Source organism: Frateuria sp. Soil773 (assembly GCF_001428405.1).
In the GTDB taxonomy this organism is placed as follows: Bacteria; Pseudomonadota; Gammaproteobacteria; order Xanthomonadales; family Rhodanobacteraceae; genus LMSL01.
The window spans coordinates 1-21,714 of the sequence record NZ_LMSL01000033.1 but is presented as its reverse complement, the minus strand read 5'-3'; the positions used below and the strand labels follow the sequence as shown (position 1 = coordinate 21,714).

Annotated in this window: 18 protein-coding genes and 1 pseudogene; 14 read left to right on the top strand and 5 right to left on the bottom strand. The window is 57.3% G+C overall.

The window, feature by feature from the left end:
- Positions 1–425 precede the first annotated feature (425 nt).
- The 5 genes from ASG87_RS09900 to ASG87_RS09880 form a co-directional block, all read right to left on the bottom strand.
- Positions 426–2,549: a YjbH domain-containing protein gene (locus ASG87_RS09900; protein ID WP_235499615.1), complete on the bottom strand. Its 2,124-nt coding sequence runs from the start codon at positions 2,547–2,549 to the stop codon at positions 426–428.
- Positions 2,550–2,610: 61 nt separating this feature from the next.
- Positions 2,611–3,387 carry a capsule biosynthesis GfcC family protein gene (locus ASG87_RS09895; protein WP_056004505.1) on the bottom strand — a complete coding sequence of 259 codons (777 nt, stop codon included), beginning with the start codon at positions 3,385–3,387 and terminating at the stop codon, positions 2,611–2,613.
- Positions 3,384–4,022, bottom strand: a complete 639-nt coding sequence (locus ASG87_RS09890; protein ID WP_056004503.1) for a YjbF family lipoprotein — start codon at positions 4,020–4,022, stop codon at positions 3,384–3,386. Before ASG87_RS09890 ends, ASG87_RS09895 begins: the two co-directional genes overlap by 4 nt.
- A 155-nt stretch (positions 4,023–4,177) precedes the next feature.
- Entirely contained in the window at positions 4,178–5,203 is a 1,026-nt protein-coding gene (locus ASG87_RS09885; RefSeq protein WP_056004507.1) for a polysaccharide biosynthesis/export family protein, read from the bottom strand.
- Between the two features lie 171 nt (positions 5,204–5,374).
- Positions 5,375–5,671 (bottom strand): hypothetical protein, encoded by a 297-nt coding sequence (locus ASG87_RS09880; RefSeq protein WP_056004502.1) that lies wholly within the window; start codon positions 5,669–5,671, stop codon positions 5,375–5,377.
- A gap of 295 nt (positions 5,672–5,966) precedes the next feature.
- Here ASG87_RS09880 and ASG87_RS09875 point away from each other — a divergent pair, with 295 nt between their 5' ends.
- The 14 genes and pseudogenes from ASG87_RS09875 to ASG87_RS20910 form a co-directional block, all read left to right on the top strand.
- Complete coding sequence (locus ASG87_RS09875) at positions 5,967–6,401, top strand: low molecular weight protein-tyrosine-phosphatase (protein WP_056004500.1); 435 nt, start codon at positions 5,967–5,969, stop codon at positions 6,399–6,401.
- A 27-nt stretch (positions 6,402–6,428) separates the two neighbouring features.
- A complete protein-coding gene (locus ASG87_RS09870) occupies positions 6,429–8,636 on the top strand; it encodes a polysaccharide biosynthesis tyrosine autokinase (protein WP_056004498.1) in 2,208 nt (735 codons plus the stop codon).
- A 185-nt stretch (positions 8,637–8,821) separates the two neighbouring features.
- A complete protein-coding gene (tviB, locus tag ASG87_RS09865) occupies positions 8,822–10,102 on the top strand; it encodes a Vi polysaccharide biosynthesis UDP-N-acetylglucosamine C-6 dehydrogenase TviB (RefSeq protein WP_056004496.1) in 1,281 nt (426 codons plus the stop codon).
- Positions 10,103–10,158: 56 nt separating this feature from the next.
- Positions 10,159–11,103 (top strand): Gfo/Idh/MocA family oxidoreductase, encoded by a 945-nt coding sequence (locus ASG87_RS09860; RefSeq protein WP_056004493.1) that lies wholly within the window; start codon positions 10,159–10,161, stop codon positions 11,101–11,103.
- Between the two features lie 5 nt (positions 11,104–11,108).
- Positions 11,109–11,696 (top strand): UDP-2-acetamido-3-amino-2,3-dideoxy-D-glucuronate N-acetyltransferase, encoded by a 588-nt coding sequence (gene wbpD / locus ASG87_RS09855; protein ID WP_056004491.1) that lies wholly within the window; start codon positions 11,109–11,111, stop codon positions 11,694–11,696.
- Between the two features lie 61 nt (positions 11,697–11,757).
- On the top strand, positions 11,758–12,858 hold the full coding sequence (locus ASG87_RS09850; RefSeq protein ID WP_056004489.1) for a DegT/DnrJ/EryC1/StrS family aminotransferase: 1,101 nt from the start codon (positions 11,758–11,760) through the stop codon (positions 12,856–12,858).
- Complete coding sequence (locus ASG87_RS19385; protein WP_082582889.1) at positions 12,858–14,159, top strand: oligosaccharide flippase family protein; 1,302 nt, start codon at positions 12,858–12,860, stop codon at positions 14,157–14,159. Before ASG87_RS09850 ends, ASG87_RS19385 begins: the two co-directional genes overlap by 1 nt.
- Before the next feature lie 132 nt (positions 14,160–14,291).
- A complete protein-coding gene (locus ASG87_RS20030) occupies positions 14,292–15,506 on the top strand; it encodes an O-antigen ligase family protein (RefSeq protein WP_157511007.1) in 1,215 nt (404 codons plus the stop codon).
- A gap of 62 nt (positions 15,507–15,568) precedes the next feature.
- Positions 15,569–17,419, top strand: coding sequence for an asparagine synthase (glutamine-hydrolyzing) (gene asnB / locus ASG87_RS19380; RefSeq protein WP_082582888.1), 1,851 nt, complete (start codon positions 15,569–15,571; stop codon positions 17,417–17,419).
- Between the two features lie 187 nt (positions 17,420–17,606).
- Complete coding sequence (locus ASG87_RS19375; RefSeq protein ID WP_082582887.1) at positions 17,607–18,698, top strand: glycosyltransferase family 4 protein; 1,092 nt, start codon at positions 17,607–17,609, stop codon at positions 18,696–18,698.
- 10 nt (positions 18,699–18,708) lie between these two features.
- Complete coding sequence (locus ASG87_RS19370; RefSeq protein ID WP_082582886.1) at positions 18,709–19,344, top strand: PIG-L deacetylase family protein; 636 nt, start codon at positions 18,709–18,711, stop codon at positions 19,342–19,344.
- Positions 19,329–20,201 (top strand): UDP-3-O-(3-hydroxymyristoyl)glucosamine N-acyltransferase, encoded by an 873-nt coding sequence (locus tag ASG87_RS19365; RefSeq protein ID WP_082582885.1) that lies wholly within the window; start codon positions 19,329–19,331, stop codon positions 20,199–20,201. The genes ASG87_RS19370 and ASG87_RS19365 overlap by 16 nt, the downstream gene beginning before the upstream one ends.
- A 90-nt stretch (positions 20,202–20,291) precedes the next feature.
- Positions 20,292–21,431 (top strand): glycosyltransferase family 4 protein, encoded by a 1,140-nt coding sequence (locus ASG87_RS19360; protein WP_082582884.1) that lies wholly within the window; start codon positions 20,292–20,294, stop codon positions 21,429–21,431.
- A gap of 69 nt (positions 21,432–21,500) precedes the next feature.
- Positions 21,501–21,683: pseudogene (locus ASG87_RS20910) on the top strand (hypothetical protein); the annotation flags it as partial.
- Positions 21,684–21,714 lie beyond the last annotated feature (31 nt).

Below are 21,714 nucleotides of genomic sequence, written 5' to 3'. Positions count from 1 at the left end.
GGATACGTCTTCTTGCGCATTCCACTAGTGTGCAACACTCGCGAAAGATCGTGAACAGGTTCTAAGAGCTTGTTCAAAGGTCCCCAGGTATTTCCCTGCGAGGCGTCATCCCAGCGAAAGCTGGGATCCAGTGCCTTTAAGGCTTGGGGGAAAGGGAAAGTCGCTGGATTCCTGCTTTCGCAGGAATGACGAGGGAAGCGGCTAGACCGACTGGGGTACCGATAGATCGTGAACAGGTTTAAGCCCGGAATAAGCCTGGCTGGCGCCAGTCGTCCGGTGGTGATTCTGCCGGGCCGCTACGGGAGGCGCACGGTATCGGGTCCCGACTGAAGGAAGAGAGTCCGCGGTGCCGGCCGGCGCGCAATACCGTGCGACGCCAAAGGCTTCTCCCCACGGCATATCCGTAAAGTCGAGAGGCGCGGCGCCTATTCCGTGATCTTCTGCAGGTTGTCGTTGAAGTTGTCGGTATCGCGGTCGCCGGTCAGCGAGTACAGGTTGTAGCGCTTGCCCAGCTTGGCGCCGCCGTCGCGGATCAGCGGCTGCCACAGGATGCCGGCGCGGTTGACGGTGGAGCGCGGCAGCATCAGGTCGAAGGGAATCGAGAAATAGATGCCCTTGTCGAAGCTGCCTTCGCCGAACTGCTTGGAAGAGACATTGGTCAGCGTGGCATAGGCGCCCATGCGCACGCCGTTGGGGAACTCGCGCGAGACGTCGAGCGTGCCGCCCCAGTCGCCGGCGAGATAGCGGCCGGCGCTGACCGATACGGTGATGCCTTTGTAGCCGGTGTCGAAATAGCCCGTCACGTGGCCGGTGGCGACGTGGTAGCGGCGGAACGAGAAATCCTGGTCGAAGCCGCGCTGCTTCACCCAGTTCGCGTCCGCGCCGATCGCCCAGCGCTCGCCCATCGGGCGGTACAGCACCTCGCCGCCGACGCCGCCGTACATGCTTTCCAGCATGCCGCCGTAGACCATGCCGTACAGGTCGGTGCCGAGCCGGCGGGTGGCGGTGAGCTGGAACACCGGCAGGGTGACGCGCGAGCTGGTCAGGTACTCGCGGACGTAGGTGCGCACGCGCGGCAGGTTGCTGGGCGCGTCGTACTTGTACTGGTCGTAGTTGTTGACCAGGTTCGCGCTGAGGTTGCCGCTCCACCACAGGTTCGGGGTGAAGTGGTAGTCCGCGTCGTAGTTGGCCGAGATCTGGTACAGGATGAAGGCATCCGGGCCACCCACCGACTGCGCATAGTTGATCGACAGGCCGCCGTCGAACTTCTTCGGCTTGGCCTTGTACAGCACTTCCTCGCGCTGCGGCAGCGGCGTGCCGGTTTCCACGCTGCGGCGGAAGGCGTCCAGATCGATGCGGTGGTCGAGCAGGGCGTCGAAGCGCGGGCGATGCACGCTGGTGGTGGCGACGTCCAAGCCCTCGCGGGTGGACACCACGGTGTACCAGTCGATTTCAGGCCCGAGCCGGTTGTCCAGCACGCGGGCGGCGCGCCCTATGCCCTTGGCGGGATAGAAATAGCGCGTCTGCTCGGCGGTGACCATCAGCTCGCTGCCGCGCCGGGTGATCTTCGAGATCCGCAGGCCGGCGTTGTCGCGCAGGTCCCTGCTTACGGCGGCCCAGTCCACCTGTTCCGGCGACTGCGTCGGCGGCATCTTCGGCAGCGGCGGCGCCGGCGGATCGAGCAGCTTGGCCGGCTCTGCATGGTCGGCCAGGTTGGTATGCAGGGTGAAGCCGAACATGGCCGTGCGGCCGCGTTCCAGCGCGAGGCTCAGATCGACATTGCGATTGAGCCGGTAGACGGCGCCGAGGTTGATGGGCGTGCGTTGCCGCTGGTTGTTTTTCTCGGGCTCGTGCTTGTAGTCGTTGCCCTCGTATTCCAGCTTCAGCACCAGGGGTTCCCATGGGGTCTGGTAGCTCACGCCACCGAAAAACGCAGGACGCCCGCGAAAATAGCGGTTGCCATTCAACTGACCGCCCGGGTTGCTATCCCTGGCGGGACGTATCTTGAATCGATCACTGATGATCGCAAGAGGGTTGCCTATATCCCCCCGATTGCCCATGTAGCCCCAGGCAAGGCCAAGGCTGGCGTCGATCGGACCGAAGCGCTTGCTCGAGACGACGTATTCGCTGGAAAAAAATCCGGTGCCGCCCATGTCCCGCACACCGACCGCCACGGCCGGCAGATAGTGGCTTTCCTGCCACAAACGCACCTTGGCGTCGATCGACTTGTCCTTGTAGCTCTGGTCGCCGCTCAGGCTTTCCGGGCCGTAGAGCCGGTTGGCGACCGAGACATAGCGAAAGATGCCCTCCAGCCACGGCATCGGCTGCAGCGTGAAGTTGTAGCGCGTGTACGGACTGGTGCGGCTGGCGGTGAATGCCACCTCGCCCTCGGCCGCCATGCGCGCCGTCGGCGTCTGCAGCAGGCCGGCGCCGCCGAAATCGCTCTGCGTCGGCGCGTCCTGCGCGTGCACGGCGCAGGTGACCAGCCAGCCGGCCAGCGGCAGCAGGCAGGAACAGCGGCGGCGGATGAGGTCGAGCGAGGTATTCAAACCGGCGGGTTTCCTGGCGTGGTGCATGGCGTGGGAACGCGGGCGCGGGCAGCGTGACGCTTCATGGCGTCTCCTCCGGGCCGGGCAGGAGCTGGGTGGCGAGGAAATCGGCGAGATCGCGGTTCATGTCGGGATCGATCGCCTGGACCCAGCCGGCCCGCAGCGGCACGTAGACCACGGCGCCGGGCGCCAGCGAAAGCGGCGGGCTCCGGTTCCACAGCGCGTAGCCCTGTTCGAATACCCGTCCATCCGGCTGGATCACATACAGCGTGTCGGGATCGGCTTCGCTTTCCAGCGGGCAGGAGGCGAGATAGCGCCGCGCATCCTGCAGGGGAACCAGCGGCAGCGTGCAGTGTTGTTGGACCGCGCCGACCACCTGGATGGTCCCGGGGCGCAGCGGGTAGTACAGGCGATCGCCTTCCGCGAGCGGGCGGTTTTCCGCAGGAGTGGCTTCCACGACCCGTGGGTCGAGCAGGGCCGGCTGTCGTCCGGTGACGGGCATTGCCTTGATCCAGTCCGCCAATGCCGCTGCGCGCGCGTGCAGGGCCGGTTTGTCATGTCCGGCCGCCCAGCGTTGCAGGCTGGCAAGATCGAACAGCACGCCGGCCTTCAGGCGTTGCTGGGCTTCGATCAACCCGGGCCGGAGCCAAGCGGCGCCGCGCAGGTAGGCGCGGGGTTGCAAGGGTACGGCCAGGGCTGCATTGCTGAGGCGCGCGCCTTCCTTGAGCGTCAGGGTGGCGGGCGCGTTGACAGCGCCGCCGACTTCCACCTGGGTCGCATGCAGTGGCGCGCCGAGGCCCAGCAACGAGGCGAGGATGATCAGGTATTTCCCGTTCATGGCGCGGTCGCCCGATGCGGCTTCAACTGGAGCAGTTGCAGGGTCGAGCCGGGAGCGATCTGCTGCGTGCTCTTCCATATGAAGCCGTCCTGCGGATCGACCCAATAGCGGTTGGTGGCGCGATAGCCCGCGGCGGGGGCATCGAGCTGTTCGTCGATGCGGAGTACCTCGTGCGGTGTGCCGAGTATGTCGATCGTCTCGCGGCCGGCCGGCACCAGGCGGGCGTGTACCGGCACGCCATAGCGGTAGCCCGGCGACCAGTCCTCGAAGCGGGTGTATTCCACCGGTGCGGCCAGGGTTTGCAGGCCGCGAGCGAACGGGTCGTCCGCAGGCAGCCGCACTGCATCCAGGTTCTGGCTCAGGCCGGCGGTCTGGACGACGCGGCCGTGCTCGGTGAACACCACGACCTGGTGCGCTCCGTACCAGGCCTCGCGGCTGCCGTCGATGTTGCCGAGGATCAGCACGGCCGTGCCGTCGTTGCCGGCGACCTGCATCTGGTAGTAGGGCCGCGCCGCCACTTCGGCAGCCGTGGGTCGGTGCGAGCCGCCCCTGGTCGCCATCTTCAGCGCATCGATGCTCGAGCGCGATACTTCGGTACAGCCGTGGATGCCCAGCAATACCAGCAGCCCCGCCATGGCGCGAAGCGGACGGTGGCGGAGCGGGGAGCGAAAGCTGCGTCGCTCGACGGGGGGCTGCCGATCCGATTGCAAACCGGGGGTCCTCATGCGTGAAGGACGCCGGCACGGGGTACCGGCGTCATGCGTTCATCCCTGCCTCGCGGCCAACGGCCTCAGCGGTCGAAGTTGTAGTTCGCACTGGCCGCATTGCTGATCAGGCCGGACAGCGGCAGCAACTGGCTCAGGAAGCGATTCCAGCGGGTGATACCGGCGGGGCCCACGAACACCACGTCGCCCGGCTTGACCTTGAACTGGTCGGCCAGCGCGAAAGCGGCCGGCGAGCGCGCGTCGAGCTGGAACACCTTGGCCGGCGCCTGTTCGAGATCCTCGACGCCGCGGATCACGTAGACCGCCTTGCCCTTGGACGTGGTCTGGTTGAGGCCGCCTGCACGGCCCAGCGCCTGGGTCAGGGTGAGGTCGGAGGTCTTGAAGTTGAGCGCCATCGGGCGCACCACTTCGCCGATCACGTAGGCTTCCTGGCGATCGTTGTAGGGCAGATAGATGTGGTCGCCCGGCTTCAGGTAGATGTCCGGCGCCATGCCGCCGCTGCCGTTCAGCGCGTCCAGGTCGAGGTGGTAGTCGTGCCCGTCGCGGGTCAGCACCAAGCCGGACAGGCTGGCCTGCTCGGTATTGATGGTGGCGGTGCCGATGGCCTGCGCCAGCGTCAGCGGTACGGCGTTGATCGGCTGCGGGTCGGTCTTCATGAACGCGCCCTGCAGGAACACGCGCTGGCTGGCGTAGCCGATCACGCTGACGTCGACCTGCGGCTTCTCCACGTAGGTCGCGAGCTTGTCGCTGATCGCCTTGCGCAGCTCCTCGATCGACATGCCGGCGACCTTGAGCGTACCCACGTAGGGATAGAACAGCGTGCCATCCGGACGTACCAGGCGACCGTTGGCCAGCGTCTGCTGCTGCGGGCCGGCGGGAGAGGTCAGTTCCGGGTGATCCCACACCGTGATGTAGAGCGTGTCGCCGGAGCCGATCCGGTAAGGTTCGGGCTGGTAGGCCAGCAGGGCCGGCGGGATGGCTGCCGCCCGGGCCGAGGCGCGGTTCATCGCCAGCAGCTTCGGAGTGATCGGCACCAGCTCGACCTGGCTGTTTTCCGGCTTGTCGTTGCGAACCAGATCGGAGGTCGACATGTGCTGCCCAGGTGCCCAGATGCAGCCGTGCAGCAGGCCGGCGGACAAGGTCAACGCCAGCAGGGGGAGTTTCTTCATGGGGGTATTCCCCTCTTGAGCTTTATTTATTTCGGGCATGAAAAACCGTGCCGGATGGATGGATCCGGCACGGATGCAACGCAGGAACCCTGCTTAGTGGGTGCCGGTGGTGCCGGTGGTACCACCGGTACCGGGGCCGCCGGTGCCCGGCGAGGTGTTGTCGTTGCCGTGGCCGCCGCCGCTCGAAGCGCCGGCGATGGTGGCGGCAGCGGCAACGCCCATGCCGACGTACACGGCGGTCAGCGTGCCCTGCGAGGCCTGGCCGGCTTCGGCGGCGCCGGGGACGGTCGGGGCGGCCTGGGCTTGGTCGTTCGACTGGGGGGCGGCGGCCTGGGCAAAGGCCGAGGTCACCAAACCGGTGGCCAAGATGGCGGTCAAGATCTTCTTCATGGGGGCGAGCTCCTTGCGTTCATGGGCTCGGCAAGTATAACCACGATCAACCTGAAGGGAACGTATGTCGATGATCCGTGTGCGATATACCTGCCAGCGCACATCCGTTAACATGCGCGGCTTTCCCGGGTTTGGGACTGGCTTGCGCCTCGCAAGCTGTTCAAGTGCCGGCGTCGGGAGGTGTGATCGCGGGTCGCCCGGTCCTTGAGACGGCACCCCGATGGACAGGGGCATATCATCGGAAACCGCCATGCGGTTCCGTTAGCCTGTCCGAGAAACCGGAGTATGTCGTTAAGTGTTCAAACGGATATTGACAGTCTGCATCGGCAACATCTGCCGCAGCCCGACCGCCGAGTACCTGTTCCGGCAGGCTTTGTCGCACCGCAACATCGAGTTGGGCAGCGCCGGGCTCGGCGCCATGGTCGACAAGCCGATGGACCGCACCGCGAGCGAACTGCTCACCGAGCACGGCATCGACGGCTCGAACCATCGTGGCCGCCAGCTCACCACGGCCATGCTGCGCGAGGCCGACCTGATCCTCGGCATGGAAAAGCGCCACGTGGCCGCGATGGTCCAGATGGCTCCCGAAGCCAGCGGCAAGATCTTCCTGCTCGACAAGTGGCTTCATGGTCGAGACATCCCCGATCCGTATCGTCAGCAGCGCGTCGCCTTCGAGCATGTCTACGGCATGATCGAGCAGGGCGTGCACAGCTGGCTGCGTTATCTGTAATTCCCCTTCCCCTCGGATGACCTTTTGATGGCCGCTACGCAGAACCCATCGCAGCGCGATGACGAAATCGACCTGGGTGAATTGCTGGGCACGCTGATCGACCATAAATGGCTGATCATCATCGTCACGGGCGTGTTCTTCGTCGTTGCCGTGGCCTACGCCTTGCTCGCCACGCCGATCTACCAGGCCAATGCCATCGTGCAGGTGGAGCAGAAGGTCCCGAACCTTCCCGGCTTGAGCGCGCTCAGCCAGACGCTCGGCGCATCCAGCTCGGAGGCGACCACCGAAATCGCGTTGATCACTTCGCGCACGGTGATCGGCAAGGCGGTCGATGAGCTGAACCTCGACATCGAAGTCGAGCCGCGCCGCTTTCCGTTGATCGGCAACTTTGTCGCACGTCGTTATTCCCCCGCCAAGCCGGGCGAAGTCGCTCGAGCCTGGCTGGGCATGAACGGCTACGACTGGGGCGGCTCGATGCTGGACATCTTCGAACTGAAGGTGCCGACTTCTCTGGAAGAGAAAAAGCTGACGCTCGTGGCTGGCGAACAAGGCGGCTATACCTTGCTCGATGACGATGGCCATGCCTTGCTGACCGGTCGGCAGGGACAGGCGGCGAGCGGGAGGGGTGTCTCTATCCAGGTCAAAACCTTGCTGGCCAATCCGGGGACGCGGTTCTCGGTCATCCACCATCGTTCGCTGTCGACGATCTCCCAGTTGCAACAGGACATCAATGCCAGCGAGCAGGGCAAGGACTCCGGCATCATCGCATTGACCTACCAGAACGCCGATCCCGACCTGGCGGCGGCGTTGCTCGATCAGGTCAGCCAGGCATATGTCCGTCAGAACGTCGACCGCAATTCGGCCGAGGCAGCCAACAGCCTCAAGTTCGTCAAGGAGCAGTTGCCCAAGGTCCGGCAGGATCTGGAAGCCGCGCAGAGTGCGCTGAACAATTTCCAGACCCAGGCCCACTCCGTGGATATCACGCTGCAGACCAAGGGGCTGCTCGATCAGGAAGTCGCGGTCGAAACCAGTATCCAGCAGTTGCGCATGCAGCAGGCGGACATGGAGCGCCGCTATACGCATGAGCATCCGGCCTACAAGGCGTTGATGCAGCAGATCGGCCAGTTGGAGTCGCAGAAGGCGGCGATGGAAAAGCAGGTGGGCAGCCTGCCGGACACCCAGCAGCAACTGCTGCGCCTGACACGCGATGTTCAGGTCAGCAATGAAACCTACACGGGCCTGCTGAATCAGGCGCAGCAGTTGGACATCGCGCGTGCTGGTACAGTGGGCAACGTACGCATCATCGACAAGGCGGCCGTGGACACCACTAGGCCGGTCAAGCCGAAGAAGGCGATCGTCGTGCTCGGTAGCACGGTTCTCGGCGCGTTCCTGGCCGCCGCTTTTGTATTCATACGTCAGATGCTCAATCGCGGCGTGGAAGATCCCGCTGCGATCGAGCAATTGGGCTTGCCCGTGTATGCGTCTATCCCGGTCAGTGCTACCGAAATGGAGTCCTCCGTGCGTGGAAAACACGTGAGAGGGGACGGGAAGCAGCACCTGCTTGTAGTGAGCGATCCGGCGGACCTCGCCACCGAGGCGCTGCGCAGCTTGCGCACCAGTCTTCATTTCGCCCGGCTGGAAGCCAAGAACAACGTATTGATGATTTCCGGCTCCAGCCCGGAGGCAGGCAAGACCTTCATCTCCTCCAACCTTGCCGCTGTGATCGCGCAAGGTGGCCAGCGCGTCCTGCTGATCGATGGCGATATGCGCAAGGGCGCCTTGCACAAGGTGATCGGCGGCTCCGCCGAAGGCGGACTCTCGGACCTGATCTCGGGGCAGATGACCCGCGAGCAGGTGACCCGGACGGTCAACGGTGTCGAAAGCCTTCACTTCATCGCGCGCGGCAAGGTTCCACCGAACCCGTCCGAGCTGCTGATGAACGCGAAGTTCACGGCCCTGCTGGAGCAGCTGAAGCCGCTCTACGATCTGGTCCTGATCGACACGCCACCGATCCTCGCGGTGACCGATGCGGCGGTGATCGGCCACCAGGCGGGCACCAGCCTGCTGGTGGTGCGCTTCGGTCTCAACCAGGCGCGCGAGATCGCGCTGGCCAAGCAACGCTTCGAGCAGAATGGCGTGGAGATCAAGGGCGCCATCTTCAACGCCGTCGAGAAGCGCAGCGCAGGCTATTACTCCTACGGCTACTACGAATACAAGACCGCCAAAACATCGTAATAGCCTGCAGCTAGAGTGGTGCGGCCGGACTGCCGCACCATGCCTGACGAAAGTCGCAACGTAAGGGACTGTACGCGAGCATGGGGCGCGCATGGTTCCGTTGTGCTTAAAACATTAGTGGTCCAAGGCTTCGGATTTCCGTTGCTGCAAGCCACGATCAAACAAGTCACCACGGAAGCTAGCGAATGCAGAATCTGGAAAGCACTAAGATCGCCATCGTTGGGCTGGGTTATGTCGGATTGCCGCTCGCAGTGGAATTCGGCAAGCGATTCGACACGCTTGGCTTCGACATCAATGCCGCCCGCATTGAACAGCTACGAAAAGGCGACGACCATACCCGGGAGACCTCGGCGGAAGAGCTGAAGCAAGCTACGCGGCTGAACTTCGCCACGGACATCGCCGAGATCAAAGGCTGCACGGTATTCATCGTCACCGTGCCGACACCAGTCGACGAGCACAAGCGCCCGGATTTCACCCCCCTCATCAAGGCAAGCCAGGCCATTGGTGGTGTTTTGAATCGGGGCGACGTGGTGATCTACGAGTCGACCGTATACCCCGGAGCGACAGAAGAGATCTGCGTGCCGGAGTTGGAGCGCGTGTCCGGACTGCGTTTCAATGCGGACTTCACCGTGGGCTACAGTCCTGAGCGTATCAACCCTGGCGACAAGCAGCGCCGTCTGACGACGATTCCAAAAATCACCTCGGGCTCGACTCCGGAGACGGCGGATTTCGTCGATGCACTGTATGGCCGGATCATCGCGGCGGGCACTCACAAGGCGCCTAGCATCAAGGTCGCCGAGGCGGCCAAGGTCATCGAGAACACGCAGCGCGACGCGAACATCGCGCTGATCAACGAATTTGCATTGATCTTCCATCGGCTGGGGATCGATACCAGCGACGTGCTCGCGGCTGCCGGCACCAAGTGGAACTTCCTGCCTTTCCAGCCTGGACTGGTCGGAGGACACTGCATCGGCGTTGATCCCTATTACCTGATCCAGAAGGCACAGGCCGTGGGGTATTACCCGGATATCCTGCTGGCCTGCCGTCGTATCAACGATGCCATGGGGCAGCATGTGGCCAGCGAAGTGGTAAAGCTGATGATCGGCAAAGGACATGCGATCAAGGGAAGTCGCGTGCTGGTGCTGGGCCTGACGTTCAAGGAAAACTGCCCGGACTTGCGCAATACACGGGTCGTGGATCTGGTGAGGGAATTCGAAAGCTACGGTGCGGTGGTCGACGTCTACGACCCTTGGGTGGATGTCGTGGAGGCAGAGGCGGAATACGGCCTCAAGCCGCTTGGCGAAGCCCCCAGGCCAGGTACTTATGATGCCGTCGTGCTGGCCGTCGCTCACGATGAATTCAAATCGGCAGGGAGCGAAGCCGTCCGCACCTGGGCCAATGGCCGTGCCGTGCTCTACGACATCAAGGGTGTATTGCCCAAGGACGCGGTTGACGGACGCCTGTAAGGCCCTCGTCGCTTCAGATTCTCCTTTCATTCAATTCGTACTGGACACTGGACGCAATGAAGAACTTTGCTCTCATCGGTGCCGCTGGCTATATCGCCCCTCGTCACATGCAGGCCATCAAGGCCACCGGCAACCAGTTGGTTGCCGCCTACGATCCCAATGACTCGGTTGGCATCATCGACAGTCACTTCCCCGATGCCGATTTTTTTACGGAGTTCGAGCGTTTCGATCGCCACGTCGACAAGTTGCGACGCGCCAACCACGACGACAAGGTTGATCTGATCTCGATCTGCTCGCCGAACTATCTGCATGATTCGCACATGCGTTTCGCATTGCGGTCGGGAGCCGATGCGATCTGTGAGAAGCCGCTGGTGCTCAATCCGTGGAACATCGATGCGCTGCAGGAGATCGAGCGCGATACGGGACACAAGGTCAATACGATCCTGCAACTGCGCGTGCATCCGGCGATCACGGCCCTGCGTGAAAAGGTCCGCCAGGAGACGCGCAACGGCAAGTACGAGGTTGACCTCACCTACATCACCTCGCGTGGCCATTGGTACTTGCAGAGTTGGAAGGGCGACGAGCGGAAGTCCGGCGGCATCGCCACCAATATCGGCGTGCACTTCTTCGACATGCTGCATTACATCTTCGGAGCCCTTCAGGACAACGTGGTGCATCTTTCCACCGCGACCAAGGCCGCGGGTTACCTTGAATACGAGAATGCCCGTGTGCGCTGGTTCCTGTCGGTCGACGTCGAGGATGTACCTGCGGCAGTGCGCGAGACGGGGCAGCGCACCTACCGCTCGATCACGGTGGGGGGCGAGGAGATCGAGTTCTCCGGTGGATTCACTGACCTGCATATCCGCAGCTATGAGGAGATCCTCGCAGGGCGAGGCTTCGGCCTGGAGGAGAACCGTACGGCCATCAGCACCGTTGCGGCCATCCGCAATGCGGTTGCAGCGCCTCTCACGGGCGATTACCACCCTTTCCTGAAGCGGTGAGTGCCATGAGTTTCTACCAGCATCCATCCGCCATCGTCGATGATGGGGCCCAGATCGGTGAAGGCGCGCGCATTTGGCACTTCGTGCATGTCTGTGGCGGCGCGCGTATCGGCAAAGGCGTATCTCTGGGGCAGAACGTTTTTGTCGGCAACAGAGTCACGATCGGTGACCGCTGCAAGATCCAGAACAATGTATCCGTGTACGACAATGTGCATCTGGAGGAGGGGGTGTTCTGCGGCCCCAGCATGGTATTCACGAACGTCTACAACCCGCGATCTCTGATCGAGAGAAAGGACGAATACCGTGACACGCTGGTGAAGAAGGGCGCCACACTCGGCGCCAATTGCACAGTCGTATGCGGTATCACCATTGGCGAGTTTGCATTCGTGGGTGCGGGTGCCGTGGTCAACAGGGACGTGCCGGCTTACGCGTTGATGGTGGGCGTGCCGGCTCGTCATATTGGCTGGATGAGTGAATTTGGCGAACAGCTGAAGCTGCCGTTGCAAGGCGATGGCGAGGCCGTCTGCTCTCACACACAGGCACGTTACATACTCATGGGTGGCGTGGTTCACAAAGTCGAAAAAACGGCCTAATCAGAAGCATGTGCGATCGCAGTACTTACGCGGTCGAGGATCAATTTTCCAGGAAACATCCATGATTGACTTCATCGACCTCAAGGCTCAGCAAGCGCGCATCAAGGACAAGATTGACGCCGGTATTCAGCAAGTGCTGGCGCACGGTCAATATATTCTCGGCCCCGAAGTGGCAGAACTGGAAGAGAAGCTGGCTGCCTACACCGGCGCCAAGTACTGCATCAGCGTGGCCAATGGGACCGATGCGTTGCAGATTGCCCAGATGGCGCTTGGTATCGGTCCCGGCGATGAAGTCATTACTCCGGGATTCACTTACATCGCCACTGCCGAAACCGTGGCGCTGCTGGGCGCAAAGCCCGTATACGTGGATGTCGATCCGCGCACCTACAACCTGGACCCGGCATTACTCGAAGCGGCCATCACTCCGCGTACCAAGGCGATCATTCCGGTATCGCTATATGGTCAATGCGCCGATTTCGATGCCATCAACGCGATTGCCGCTAAACACGGTATTGCGGTCATAGAGGATGCGGCGCAGAGCTTCGGTGCTTCGTACAAGAGCCGCAAGAGCTGCAATCTAACCACCATTGCCTGCACCAGTTTCTTTCCAAGCAAGCCGCTGGGTTGTTATGGCGATGGTGGCGCCATCTTTACCAATGACGACGAACTGGCGAAAGTGATGCGCCAAATCGCGCGGCACGGCCAGGACCGGCGTTACCACCATATTCGCGTGGGCGTGAACAGCCGGCTGGATACCCTGCAAGCGGCCATTCTGTTGCCCAAGCTGGAAATCCTCGACGATGAAATCGAGGCGCGCCAGCATGTGGCGCAAACCTATGGCGAGCTGCTTCGCAGCGCTGGCGTGACGACTGAGCCGTATGTGGAAACGCACAATCGGAGCGCTTGGGCGCAGTACACCATCCAGGTCGACCAGCGGGCACAAGTGCAGGAGATGCTCAAGGCGGCAGGTATCCCCACAGCGGTCCACTATCCCATCCCACTGAATCGTCAGCCCGCAGTAGTCGATGATGCCGCGAAACTGCCGATAGGCGATGCTGTGGCCGATCGGGTGATGAGCCTGCCGATGCATCCGTATCTTGCCGAGGCCAACATCTTTGACGTGGTAAAGGCGTTCACGACGCGTGACGTAGCGGTAGCCTGATGACTTCTTGGCGGCAACTTATCAGCGATCTGTTGCCGAAAGGTCGGGTTGCGCGGGGTATCGTCACGCTGGCCAGTGGTACCGCCGCTGCGCAGGCCGTCACGGTTTGTGCGATGCCCATCGTTACACGGTTGTATACGCCGGCCCAGATTGGCGTGATCTCTTTGTTCCTTGCGTTTTTCAACTTCTGGGCACCAGCTTTATCGTTGCGTTACGAATATGCCTTACTGAATGCGCAAGACGATGCCGAGTCGCATGTGGTCAATCGATTGGCAGTGCTCTGTGTCGCAGTGACATCTGTTTTAAGTATGCCGGTACTTGCGTCATTGCATTACGCTGGCGTACTCGGATTCGGATTGTTGCCGTGGTGGGCCCCTATAGCCACGGTACCAATTTTGTTCGGATACGGACAATTTATGGTATGCCGGTCTTGGGGGTTGCGCGCTGGGGTGGTGCGTCATATTACTAAATCCACGATGGCCCGATCTGCGGCAAATGCCGTTACACGGATAGGAATGGGAGCGCTTGGTGCCGGTGTCCCGGGATTGTTTGCCGCGGAGTTGGCAGGTGCATGGGGGTCGGCTGCGGCACTTTACCGTTCGGTGCATGAGCATTTTGCTTCAAGTCGGCCGGCTCAGATCTCGTGGGAAATGCTGAAAGTCACGATGAAGCGCTATGTGAAGTTTCCCGCACTGGAGACGCCGTCGACCTTTGTCAATCAACTTGCGATGACGCTGCCGGTTCCGATGATCGCTTCGTTGTACGGCCCTACTGCCGCAGGATGGTTCGGGCTTGCGCGGGCAATGGTAGGTATTCCAAATACGCAAATTGGTGCGGCAGTCGGCGATGTGTTCCAGATGGAGCTGGCACGGGCTGTTGTTGAGGGGGATCGCGCGCGCGGTCGTCGCCTGTTCTACAAAATGATGATCAAGTTGAGCCTGTTCGGCTTAGTGCCCATGGCGGGTGTGATGTTGCTGGGGCCATGGCTGATGCCCGTGATCTTTGGCCCGGCATGGCGCGAGGCAGGATGGATTGCTGCGGCTATCGCCCCGTGGCTCTATGTTGCATTGATCGTCAGTTCGCTTAGTCGATTGCTGTCAGTCCTACAGGCGCAGGAATACAAACTGCTCTACGACATGGTTGCCGTGCTGCTGTTCATTGGAGCATTTATGGCGGCGCGGCATTTCAGGTGGTCTCTGCTGCCGATGGTGGCGTGTTTGTCAGTAACGGCAGTATTTTCATACTTGATTTACCTGGCAGTGCTTGTCGGAGTAGTGGAATCTAGGCTTGTTGCGAAATAGCAATGAAGAAATTGTTAGCTAAGCGGGAGTGAATATTGTTGTGAATGCTGCTTGGTCTGATATGCCCTTGATGGTTTGTGATCTCAAAATTTTATTTGATGGTTGTCATTTAAACTGATTGGATTGAGTGTAATGATGCACGGTCAAGGCTGGCGCTTGGAGAATAGGGTAGCGACGCTGCTTGTAATTCTTCTGTTTCCAGTATTTTTTCTTTACAACAGCGGCCTATCAAAAGGGTGGTTTCCGCAATTTGCCGGAGGCTGGTACGGTCCGGTGTCCTTGTTTTTGGGTATTCCGTTTGCTTTGTTCATGGCGGTGAGATGGGTCATGCGGGGTAGGCGCGTATTGGTCGTGATCGATATATTCGTCTATATCTTTATATTGTTTTGCTTAATATGGTCATCATTTTTTTATTCTTTTGGTCTCGGCTACAACTCTGACGCGCACCAGTTTCTATATACGGTAGAGGGTTTGATGCTGTGGTTTGTAACATATATCGCGTTTAAACATTGCATATACGAGGGAAAGGCGGTTGTAAAAACATTTTTGCTTCTTTGGTTTGTTATGGCAATAATAGCAATCAGTGGCGGAAATAATGGTATGTATTATGCTGCTCAGCAAGCGGTCGATGATTATTCTCTACAAATCGCCAGTTATCAGGGGTTTGCGCGGTCGGCACTTGTTGTCTCGGCAGTGATTCTGGCGACGTTGCAGGGATGGCGGCTCGTCTTATTTTCCGGTGGGTCGCTAATTCTCTTGTTTGTGCTTGGCGCGCGTACCGAATTTGTTGGTATTGTCATAGTGACCGTATGCATCATGTTTGCTGAGCGAAGAAATATGCTTCTCCGTGTGGGCGGTATATCTGCCGTGTTGTTGATTGTTTCTGTGATTGCATATCAATATGCAAATTTTGTTGATCAGTCGCGAGTCCTGAATCTTCTGCATTTGGGGAATGATAGTTCGTGGCAAGAAAGATCCGTATATCAACAAGTGGCATGGACGACAATAAGTGAGCATTGGCTGTTTGGTGATTTTGGCTCTCAGCAACTTGCAGGGTCAAGTGGGGCATATTCACATAATGCATTATCTGCCTGGGTTGCCTATGGATTTTTCGGTTTTCTTCAATTCACCTTGTTGAATCTTTTTTGCATGGGCTATACCGGGTGGATGATCGTCAGTGGGAAGATCAAGTCAAAGGGGCTTGCGGCGTTCGCTTTTGCAATGTCCAGCTATTGTGTTGTTTGCATGATATTTGCCAAGTCCGTTGGTGATCCCGTTTTTGCTATTTCATGGGGGAGCACGGCGGCCGTTTTTGCATCTCGCCAGAAGGCTCTGGCTCAGGTTTGATGATTTAATCTAATTGTCATGATGCTCCGGGTCTATAAGCTTAATTTTCACGGGATAACAAGATGTGCGGCATAGCTGGGCATGTCCTACGCTTTTCATCTGCTGAGAGCTCTTTCGCTCTACAATCCATAACGAGGCGTGGACCAGACGCCCGTGGTATCGAAAGCGAATCTATTCATGGCCATTCGGTGGTTTTGCTGCATACGCGTTTGTCGGTCATAGATTTGACCGAGCGGGCACGGCAGCCCATGCGCGACCGTGAGTCGGCCTGGCTTATCACTTACAATGGCGAAATATACAACTACCTTGAGTTGCGTCATGAGTTGACCGCCTTGGGGCATGAGTTCGATAGTGATAGCGATACAGAAGTACTGCTGAAGGCATGGGCGCAGTGGGGGGTGGGTGCGCTGCCTCGATTGAACGGAATGTTTGCTTTCGCTGCATTGAACAAGCAAACGGGTCAGCTTTGGCTGGTGCGTGACCGATTCGGAGTCAAGCCCTTGCTTTGGGGGCGTCGGCCGGATGGTGGTTTGGTCTTTTCATCTTCAGTGGCTGGCGTCGCGACAGACGTTGGCGCGGACATCGACCTCGATTATTGCGCGCGTGGTGTGCGTTACAAGGCATTCGAGTTGCCGGAGTCAGGTTCTCCATTCCGGCAGGTGCGCGCTGTGCCCCCTGGTTGCTGGGTCAAAGTGCAGATCATGGATTCTGGCCTTGATGTGGCTGAGGGGCGCTGGTACGACCTGAGTAACGCCGTTGCTATACGCAGCGCCTCGCTTGAATCCCATACGGACGAACAGCTTCTGGAGGAGTGCCAGAAGGTGCTGGCAAGTTCGGTGCAATTACGATTGCGCAGTGATGTTCCGCTGGCTGTTTCGCTTAGCGGAGGTCTTGACTCATCCAGTATTGCTGCACTGGCTGCGCGCCATGTCCCCGGCTTGACAGGTTTCACATACGGTTCGCCCGATGAGTCGGTGTCCGAGGGGCCGGTGGTGGCTGCTTTTGCGAAGCATGTTGGGATCGGTGCCGAGTTCATCTGGCCGAAGCATGATGCCAATGGATTGGATTCTCTGCTCGAGAGAACGCTTACGTTTCAGGAGGCGCCATTCGGCGGGCTCAGTGTGCTGGCCCAGAACGAAGTGTTCCGCGCTGTTCGTCAAGCCGGCTTCAAGGTTCTGCTGGGCGGGCAGGGAGGGGATGAATCCTTTGCTGGTTATCGCAAGTTTTTCGTTGTCGCATTGCGTGATGCCTTGAACCGGCGCGAACCGCGTGGAGCCATCCAGTATGCCTGGTCGCTGGGTCTCATGCTGCTGCATGAGGCGGGGCAGGCGAGGATGTATTGGCAAGGGCTGAGTCGTTACAGCAAGCGGCGTCCCTTCGCATTCCAATTAGTGGATTGGAATCCGCCTTCCATTGATCTGTGGGGCGAGCAAGGCACCACTTTGAGTGACCGTCAGATCGAGGACGTACAGCGATGGAGCATTCCCAGCCTGTTGCGTTATGAGGATCGCAACTCCATGGGGCATGGTCTGGAAACGCGCTTGCCATTCATGGATTACCGGTTGATGGAATTAGCCCTAGCCTTGCCTGCGCGCTTGAAAATCGCCAAGGGCTTTGGCAAATGGGCATTGCGTAGCATCGACAGGGGAATAGTCCCTGACTTCATCAGGCTCAATCGTCGCAAGCGGGGGTTCGATGTCACGCAATCTTGGATCGAGGGAGGCATTGGGGCAAGCCTGCGTAATCGCATTCAGGCTAACCGCCTGGCACTAGCAGGCCATATTGATAAAAATCTAAATGTCGAGCAACGCCTTTCGGATGAGAGATTGGCTAAGGATAAGAATTTACTCGATGAGGCGCTGATGCTGGCATGGTTGATTGAGCCCGTGAGGTCGCGGGGGGAAATTGCCTGATGCGAGAATGCGAGGCAATGTGGTTAGTTGCTCGGCACTTAAGAGTGTTTCAACCAATTAAGCGATTTGTCGCGTCAACATTGCGATAGATGGATCTAATTTTTCATTTGAATGCATTGCTTTGATGCATGATCAGCCTTTCGTGGCTTGTAAGCGTATTGAACTTCCATAGGCAATTTGGCCATAAATGATGAAAGTCGCACATCTCACTTCGGCGCATTCACGTTACGACACGAGAATTTTTCGTAAAGAGTGCCGCTCGCTGGCGGCAGCAGGCTTTGACGTGACTTTAATTGTCGCGGATGGCCAGGGTGATGAATGCTGCGAGGGAGTTTCTATCGTTGATGTTGGAAGGCCTCGAGGGCGCTTAGGGCGCATGACTGAAACGGTAAATAAAGTATATGCCGCTGCAGTTCAGGTCGATGCTGACTTATATCATTTTCATGATCCGGAAATTTTGCGAATTGCAAAAAAATTGAACGGTCTTCGCAAGGGTGAAGCGAAAGTAATTTATGATGTTCATGAAGATTACGCAAAAGACATTCGAGTCAAGCCTTATTTGCCGGCGCCTCTTGGAAGCATTGTTGCGTCGACATTCGGCCTATTTCAACGTCATGTAGTGCGTAATATTGATGGCGTCGTTGTTGTGACGAATGCGCAAGTCAGCAGCTTTCAGCAATATGCCAAATGTTGTGCAGTAGTCCCGAACTTTGTTGATCTGTCACGATTCCCGGAACGTAGTGTGGATTTTGATTGTGGACGTATTCTGCATGCTGGCAGCTTGTCCGAAGCTCGCGGATTACATGAAATGATCAGGCTGGCTAATAAACTGGCTCCACGAGGCAAGGTGGTACTGGCTGGCCCCTTGCATCAGCCGGCCGCTGGGATTGAGTTTGGCAAGGCGCATTATATGGGTGTCCTTGATGAGGTCGAATTGCTCAAGGAATATATGCGCTCAAACATTGGTCTAATCTTATATAAGCCAATTAGTCAATATGGTATGGCTACCGCGGTGAAAGTGTATGAATACATGGCTGCCGGTATGCCAGTAATAGTTCCCGATCACGGTGACTGGCCTGCCTTGATGGAGCAGGCTAAATGCGGATTAGTGGTAAATGTTGATGATACGGAACAGCAAGTTGAAGCGGTGACGTACTTGTTATCAAATCCGGAGCGTGCTCGTGAAATGGGAAGAAATGGGCGCGTTTATGCGCTGGCTCACGCTTCGTGGGATGCGGCGTTTAAAAACATGACGTCTATGTACCAAAAATTTTATTAAGGAGATTTAGATGCTGCAATCTAAGACAACATTAGTGCTTGCGCCGCACACGGATGATGGTGAGTTTGGGTGCGGTGGAACGATCGCTAAGCTGGCCGAGGCTGGGACTCGAGTCATCTACGTGGCCTTTTCGGCAGCGGAACAGTCCGTGCCTGCCCATTTGCCCCGAGATGTCTTGAGGAAAGAAGTAAAAGAAGCTACGCGTCGGTTAGACATTGCTCCGGATGATTGTTTGGTATTGAAGCATGAGGTACGCAGATTTCCAGAATTCAGGCAGGCCATACTTGACGATATGATTTGCTTGAATAGAGACTATCGGCCGGATTTAGTGTTTCTGCCTAGTCTAAACGATACTCACCAGGACCATTATGTGATTGCCCAGGAAGGCTTTCGCGCATTCAAGCGAACTTCGATGCTCGGCTATGAAGTTCCATGGAATAATTTAGACTTCAAAACAACCTGCTTTTCAATATTGAAAGAAAGCCATATTGCAAAAAAAATGGCAGCAGTGGCGTGTTACGATTCTCAACGTGGCAGGGCTTACTCCAACCCAGAGTTCTTGCGTAGCCTTGCGGTGATGCGCGGAGTTCAAATTGGTGCCGAATATGCTGAAGCGTTCGAGGTGGTGCGATGGGTAACGAACTAAAATATCCGATTAACAGCCATGAATTGGCTGCCGCACTTGGTCTCCAGGCAACAGGTGACGAGAGAGAAATTATCAGAGTGCTTCCGCTGGCACAGGCGTCCAAAGGATCACTGTGCTTTGCAAAGTTACCTTCAGTTGCAATCCCAAAGGATGCTGTGGTTATCTCACCAAAGGCACTAGAAGGAGCGAATGCGACTATATTGATAAGCGAGCGAGCGCGGCTTGATTTTGCACGGGCGCTTCTTTGGATTGATCAAAATGTTGGGTTTAATGAGCCAAATGAGCCGGCAGATATACACGAAACAGTGCGGCTTGGCGTTGCATGCGCCATAGGAAAAGGGGTGCGTATAGGTGCGCACACTATAGTTGGAAACAATGTGACGATTGGGCCTGGCGTATGTATCGGTGAACGTTGTGTTATTAAGTCGGGTGCAGTTATAGGTGAGGCTGGTTTTGGCTTTGAGCGTGATGAATCGGGTTTGCCAATACGACTTGTCCACTTGGGCGGTGTTGTCATTGGTAATGATGTGGAGATAGGGAGTGTGACGACAGTCTGTCGTGGCACATTGGGCAATACCATATTGGAGGATTACGTCAAGGTGGATGATCATGTCCATGTGGCCCATAACGTCATCTTGCGACGTGCCTCCATGATCATTGCATGCGCTGAGTTGAGCGGCGGCGTTGAAGTGGGTGAGAGGGCATGGGTCGGTCCAAATGCCAGCGTCATTCAACAGCGCAAGCTTGGGCCTGATTCATTGGTTGGAATTGCGGCGAATGTGCTGAAAGATGTCGAAGGCGGGGCGGTTGTGGTTGGAAATCCTGCTAAAGCCCTAGCTAAAGAAAAGATGGGTTGATATTTTTGAATTGTCATTTAATCATCGAATGGAACGATTGCGATGAAGCTCGTTCCAATAAAATTTGTTAGATTTTGGTAGCAGGGTTATATGGATATTGCGCTTGTCGTGCCCGATTTTCTATCTGGAACAAATGCTTTGTCAGTTCGTGGCCAGGCTATTGCTCGTGAATTGGCGCGATGCGGTCATCGCATTACTATTTTATGTGGCGCCGACAAGGGTTCTTTTGATGTTGATGGAGTGATAATTAAGAAGGGGAGATTTAAACTTCCGAGCAATACGATGCCCTTGTGGATGAGGGCAGTTGGTGAAGCTATGTTGGGCATTAATATCGCGTGGAAACTTCTTTTTGTGAAGAAGGATCGCGTAGTAGTGACCACCCCGCCTTTCATTATTATGCTTATCGTGGCGTTTGTTTCTAGGATATTCCGCATACCCTATATTTTGGATGTCAGAGACTTGTATCCAGAAGTGTATGCTAATGCCGGCGTTGTGTCGCGCAACAGCAGTTTTTTTAAGCTGATTGACTGGTTCGTGTGTGGCGTTTATCGCTCCGCTTTTAAAATTGTAGCTGTCACTAAAGAGGTTGCTACATATTTGGAAGATAAGCTGAAGGGAAGAGAGGTTTTTGTTGCTATGAATGGTTATGTATCCGATAGATTTTACCCGGAAAATTCATTTATTCCGGTCGATCGTCCGGTTACGGTAATTTGTCATGGTAACTTTGGTGAGTTGTTTGATGAGATTTCTTTTATAGAGATTGCTTCAAATTTGAGGCGGATGGTAAAGATTCCATATGAGATAGTGCTGATCGGGTTTGGCAAAAAATTAGAAGGTCTAAGGGAAAAATCCTTGCCCAATGTACATATCCTTGGGCGTATGAGCCAAGGGGATGTGGCTAAGCATGTTCGAAATGCTGATATAGGTATTTCATTGCACCTTCCTTATGATGAGAGTTGTCGCGGTTTCGCTGTCAAAGTTTTTGAGTACATAGGGAGTGGCATTCCTTCTGTTGTTACACCTAAGAATGAAGGAGGAAGGTTTGTCGTGGAACGAGGTTTTGGATTTTCATTTGCGCAGGGAGAATGTGGCAACGTTGCAGGGTGCATTCAAATGCTGATCGAAGATGCTGAACTTCGCTTGAAAATTTCCAAGCATATCCAGAATGATAGAGGCGAATTTTCTCTTGAAAACCAAGTTGTAGTGTTTTCTAGAGTGCTTTTTGAATAAATTTTCAATAGTGAGTCATTGGCTAATGACAAGTCGACGTTCGCCTCGTTACTGAAAGCAGGGGCGTCGCACGTATTTTGCAACCTTTCCGAGGTGCGAGAACACGCTGGGCAATGGCTTGCCGATTGCGGCCAAGGGATCCTCCATGACTGCCTTGGCAGACTGATGCCTGCTGAATTCCGATTTCAAACGATCTGGAGGCGTAGCCTTCCCCGTCAAGTCGTAGCCTTCCCCTCACGCGACGTCATTTGAAAGGAGAACATCTGGCAGTCTTGGCTGACGG

What these genes read in the sequence shown, in the direction of transcription:
- ASG87_RS19370 (WP_082582886.1), top strand. Translation starts at nt 18,709, where the DNA reads ATGCTGCAATCTAAGACAACATTAGTGCTTGCGCCGCACACGGATGAT.
- ASG87_RS09880 (WP_056004502.1), bottom strand. Translation starts at nt 5,671, where the DNA reads ATGAAGAAGATCTTGACCGCCATCTTGGCCACCGGTTTGGTGACCTCG.
- ASG87_RS20030 (WP_157511007.1), top strand. Translation starts at nt 14,292, where the DNA reads ATGATGCACGGTCAAGGCTGGCGCTTGGAGAATAGGGTAGCGACGCTG.
- ASG87_RS09890 (WP_056004503.1), bottom strand. Translation starts at nt 4,022, where the DNA reads ATGGCGGGGCTGCTGGTATTGCTGGGCATCCACGGCTGTACCGAAGTA.
- asnB (WP_082582888.1), top strand. Translation starts at nt 15,569, where the DNA reads ATGTGCGGCATAGCTGGGCATGTCCTACGCTTTTCATCTGCTGAGAGC.
- wbpD (WP_056004491.1), top strand. Translation starts at nt 11,109, where the DNA reads ATGAGTTTCTACCAGCATCCATCCGCCATCGTCGATGATGGGGCCCAG.
- ASG87_RS19385 (WP_082582889.1), top strand. Translation starts at nt 12,858, where the DNA reads ATGACTTCTTGGCGGCAACTTATCAGCGATCTGTTGCCGAAAGGTCGG.
- ASG87_RS09870 (WP_056004498.1), top strand. Translation starts at nt 6,429, where the DNA reads ATGGCCGCTACGCAGAACCCATCGCAGCGCGATGACGAAATCGACCTG.
- ASG87_RS09895 (WP_056004505.1), bottom strand. Translation starts at nt 3,387, where the DNA reads ATGAACGGGAAATACCTGATCATCCTCGCCTCGTTGCTGGGCCTCGGC.
- ASG87_RS19375 (WP_082582887.1), top strand. Translation starts at nt 17,607, where the DNA reads ATGATGAAAGTCGCACATCTCACTTCGGCGCATTCACGTTACGACACG.
- ASG87_RS19365 (WP_082582885.1), top strand. Translation starts at nt 19,329, where the DNA reads ATGGGTAACGAACTAAAATATCCGATTAACAGCCATGAATTGGCTGCC.
- ASG87_RS09860 (WP_056004493.1), top strand. Translation starts at nt 10,159, where the DNA reads ATGAAGAACTTTGCTCTCATCGGTGCCGCTGGCTATATCGCCCCTCGT.
- ASG87_RS19360 (WP_082582884.1), top strand. Translation starts at nt 20,292, where the DNA reads ATGGATATTGCGCTTGTCGTGCCCGATTTTCTATCTGGAACAAATGCT.
- ASG87_RS09850 (WP_056004489.1), top strand. Translation starts at nt 11,758, where the DNA reads ATGATTGACTTCATCGACCTCAAGGCTCAGCAAGCGCGCATCAAGGAC.
- ASG87_RS09885 (WP_056004507.1), bottom strand. Translation starts at nt 5,203, where the DNA reads ATGTCGACCTCCGATCTGGTTCGCAACGACAAGCCGGAAAACAGCCAG.
- tviB (WP_056004496.1), top strand. Translation starts at nt 8,822, where the DNA reads ATGCAGAATCTGGAAAGCACTAAGATCGCCATCGTTGGGCTGGGTTAT.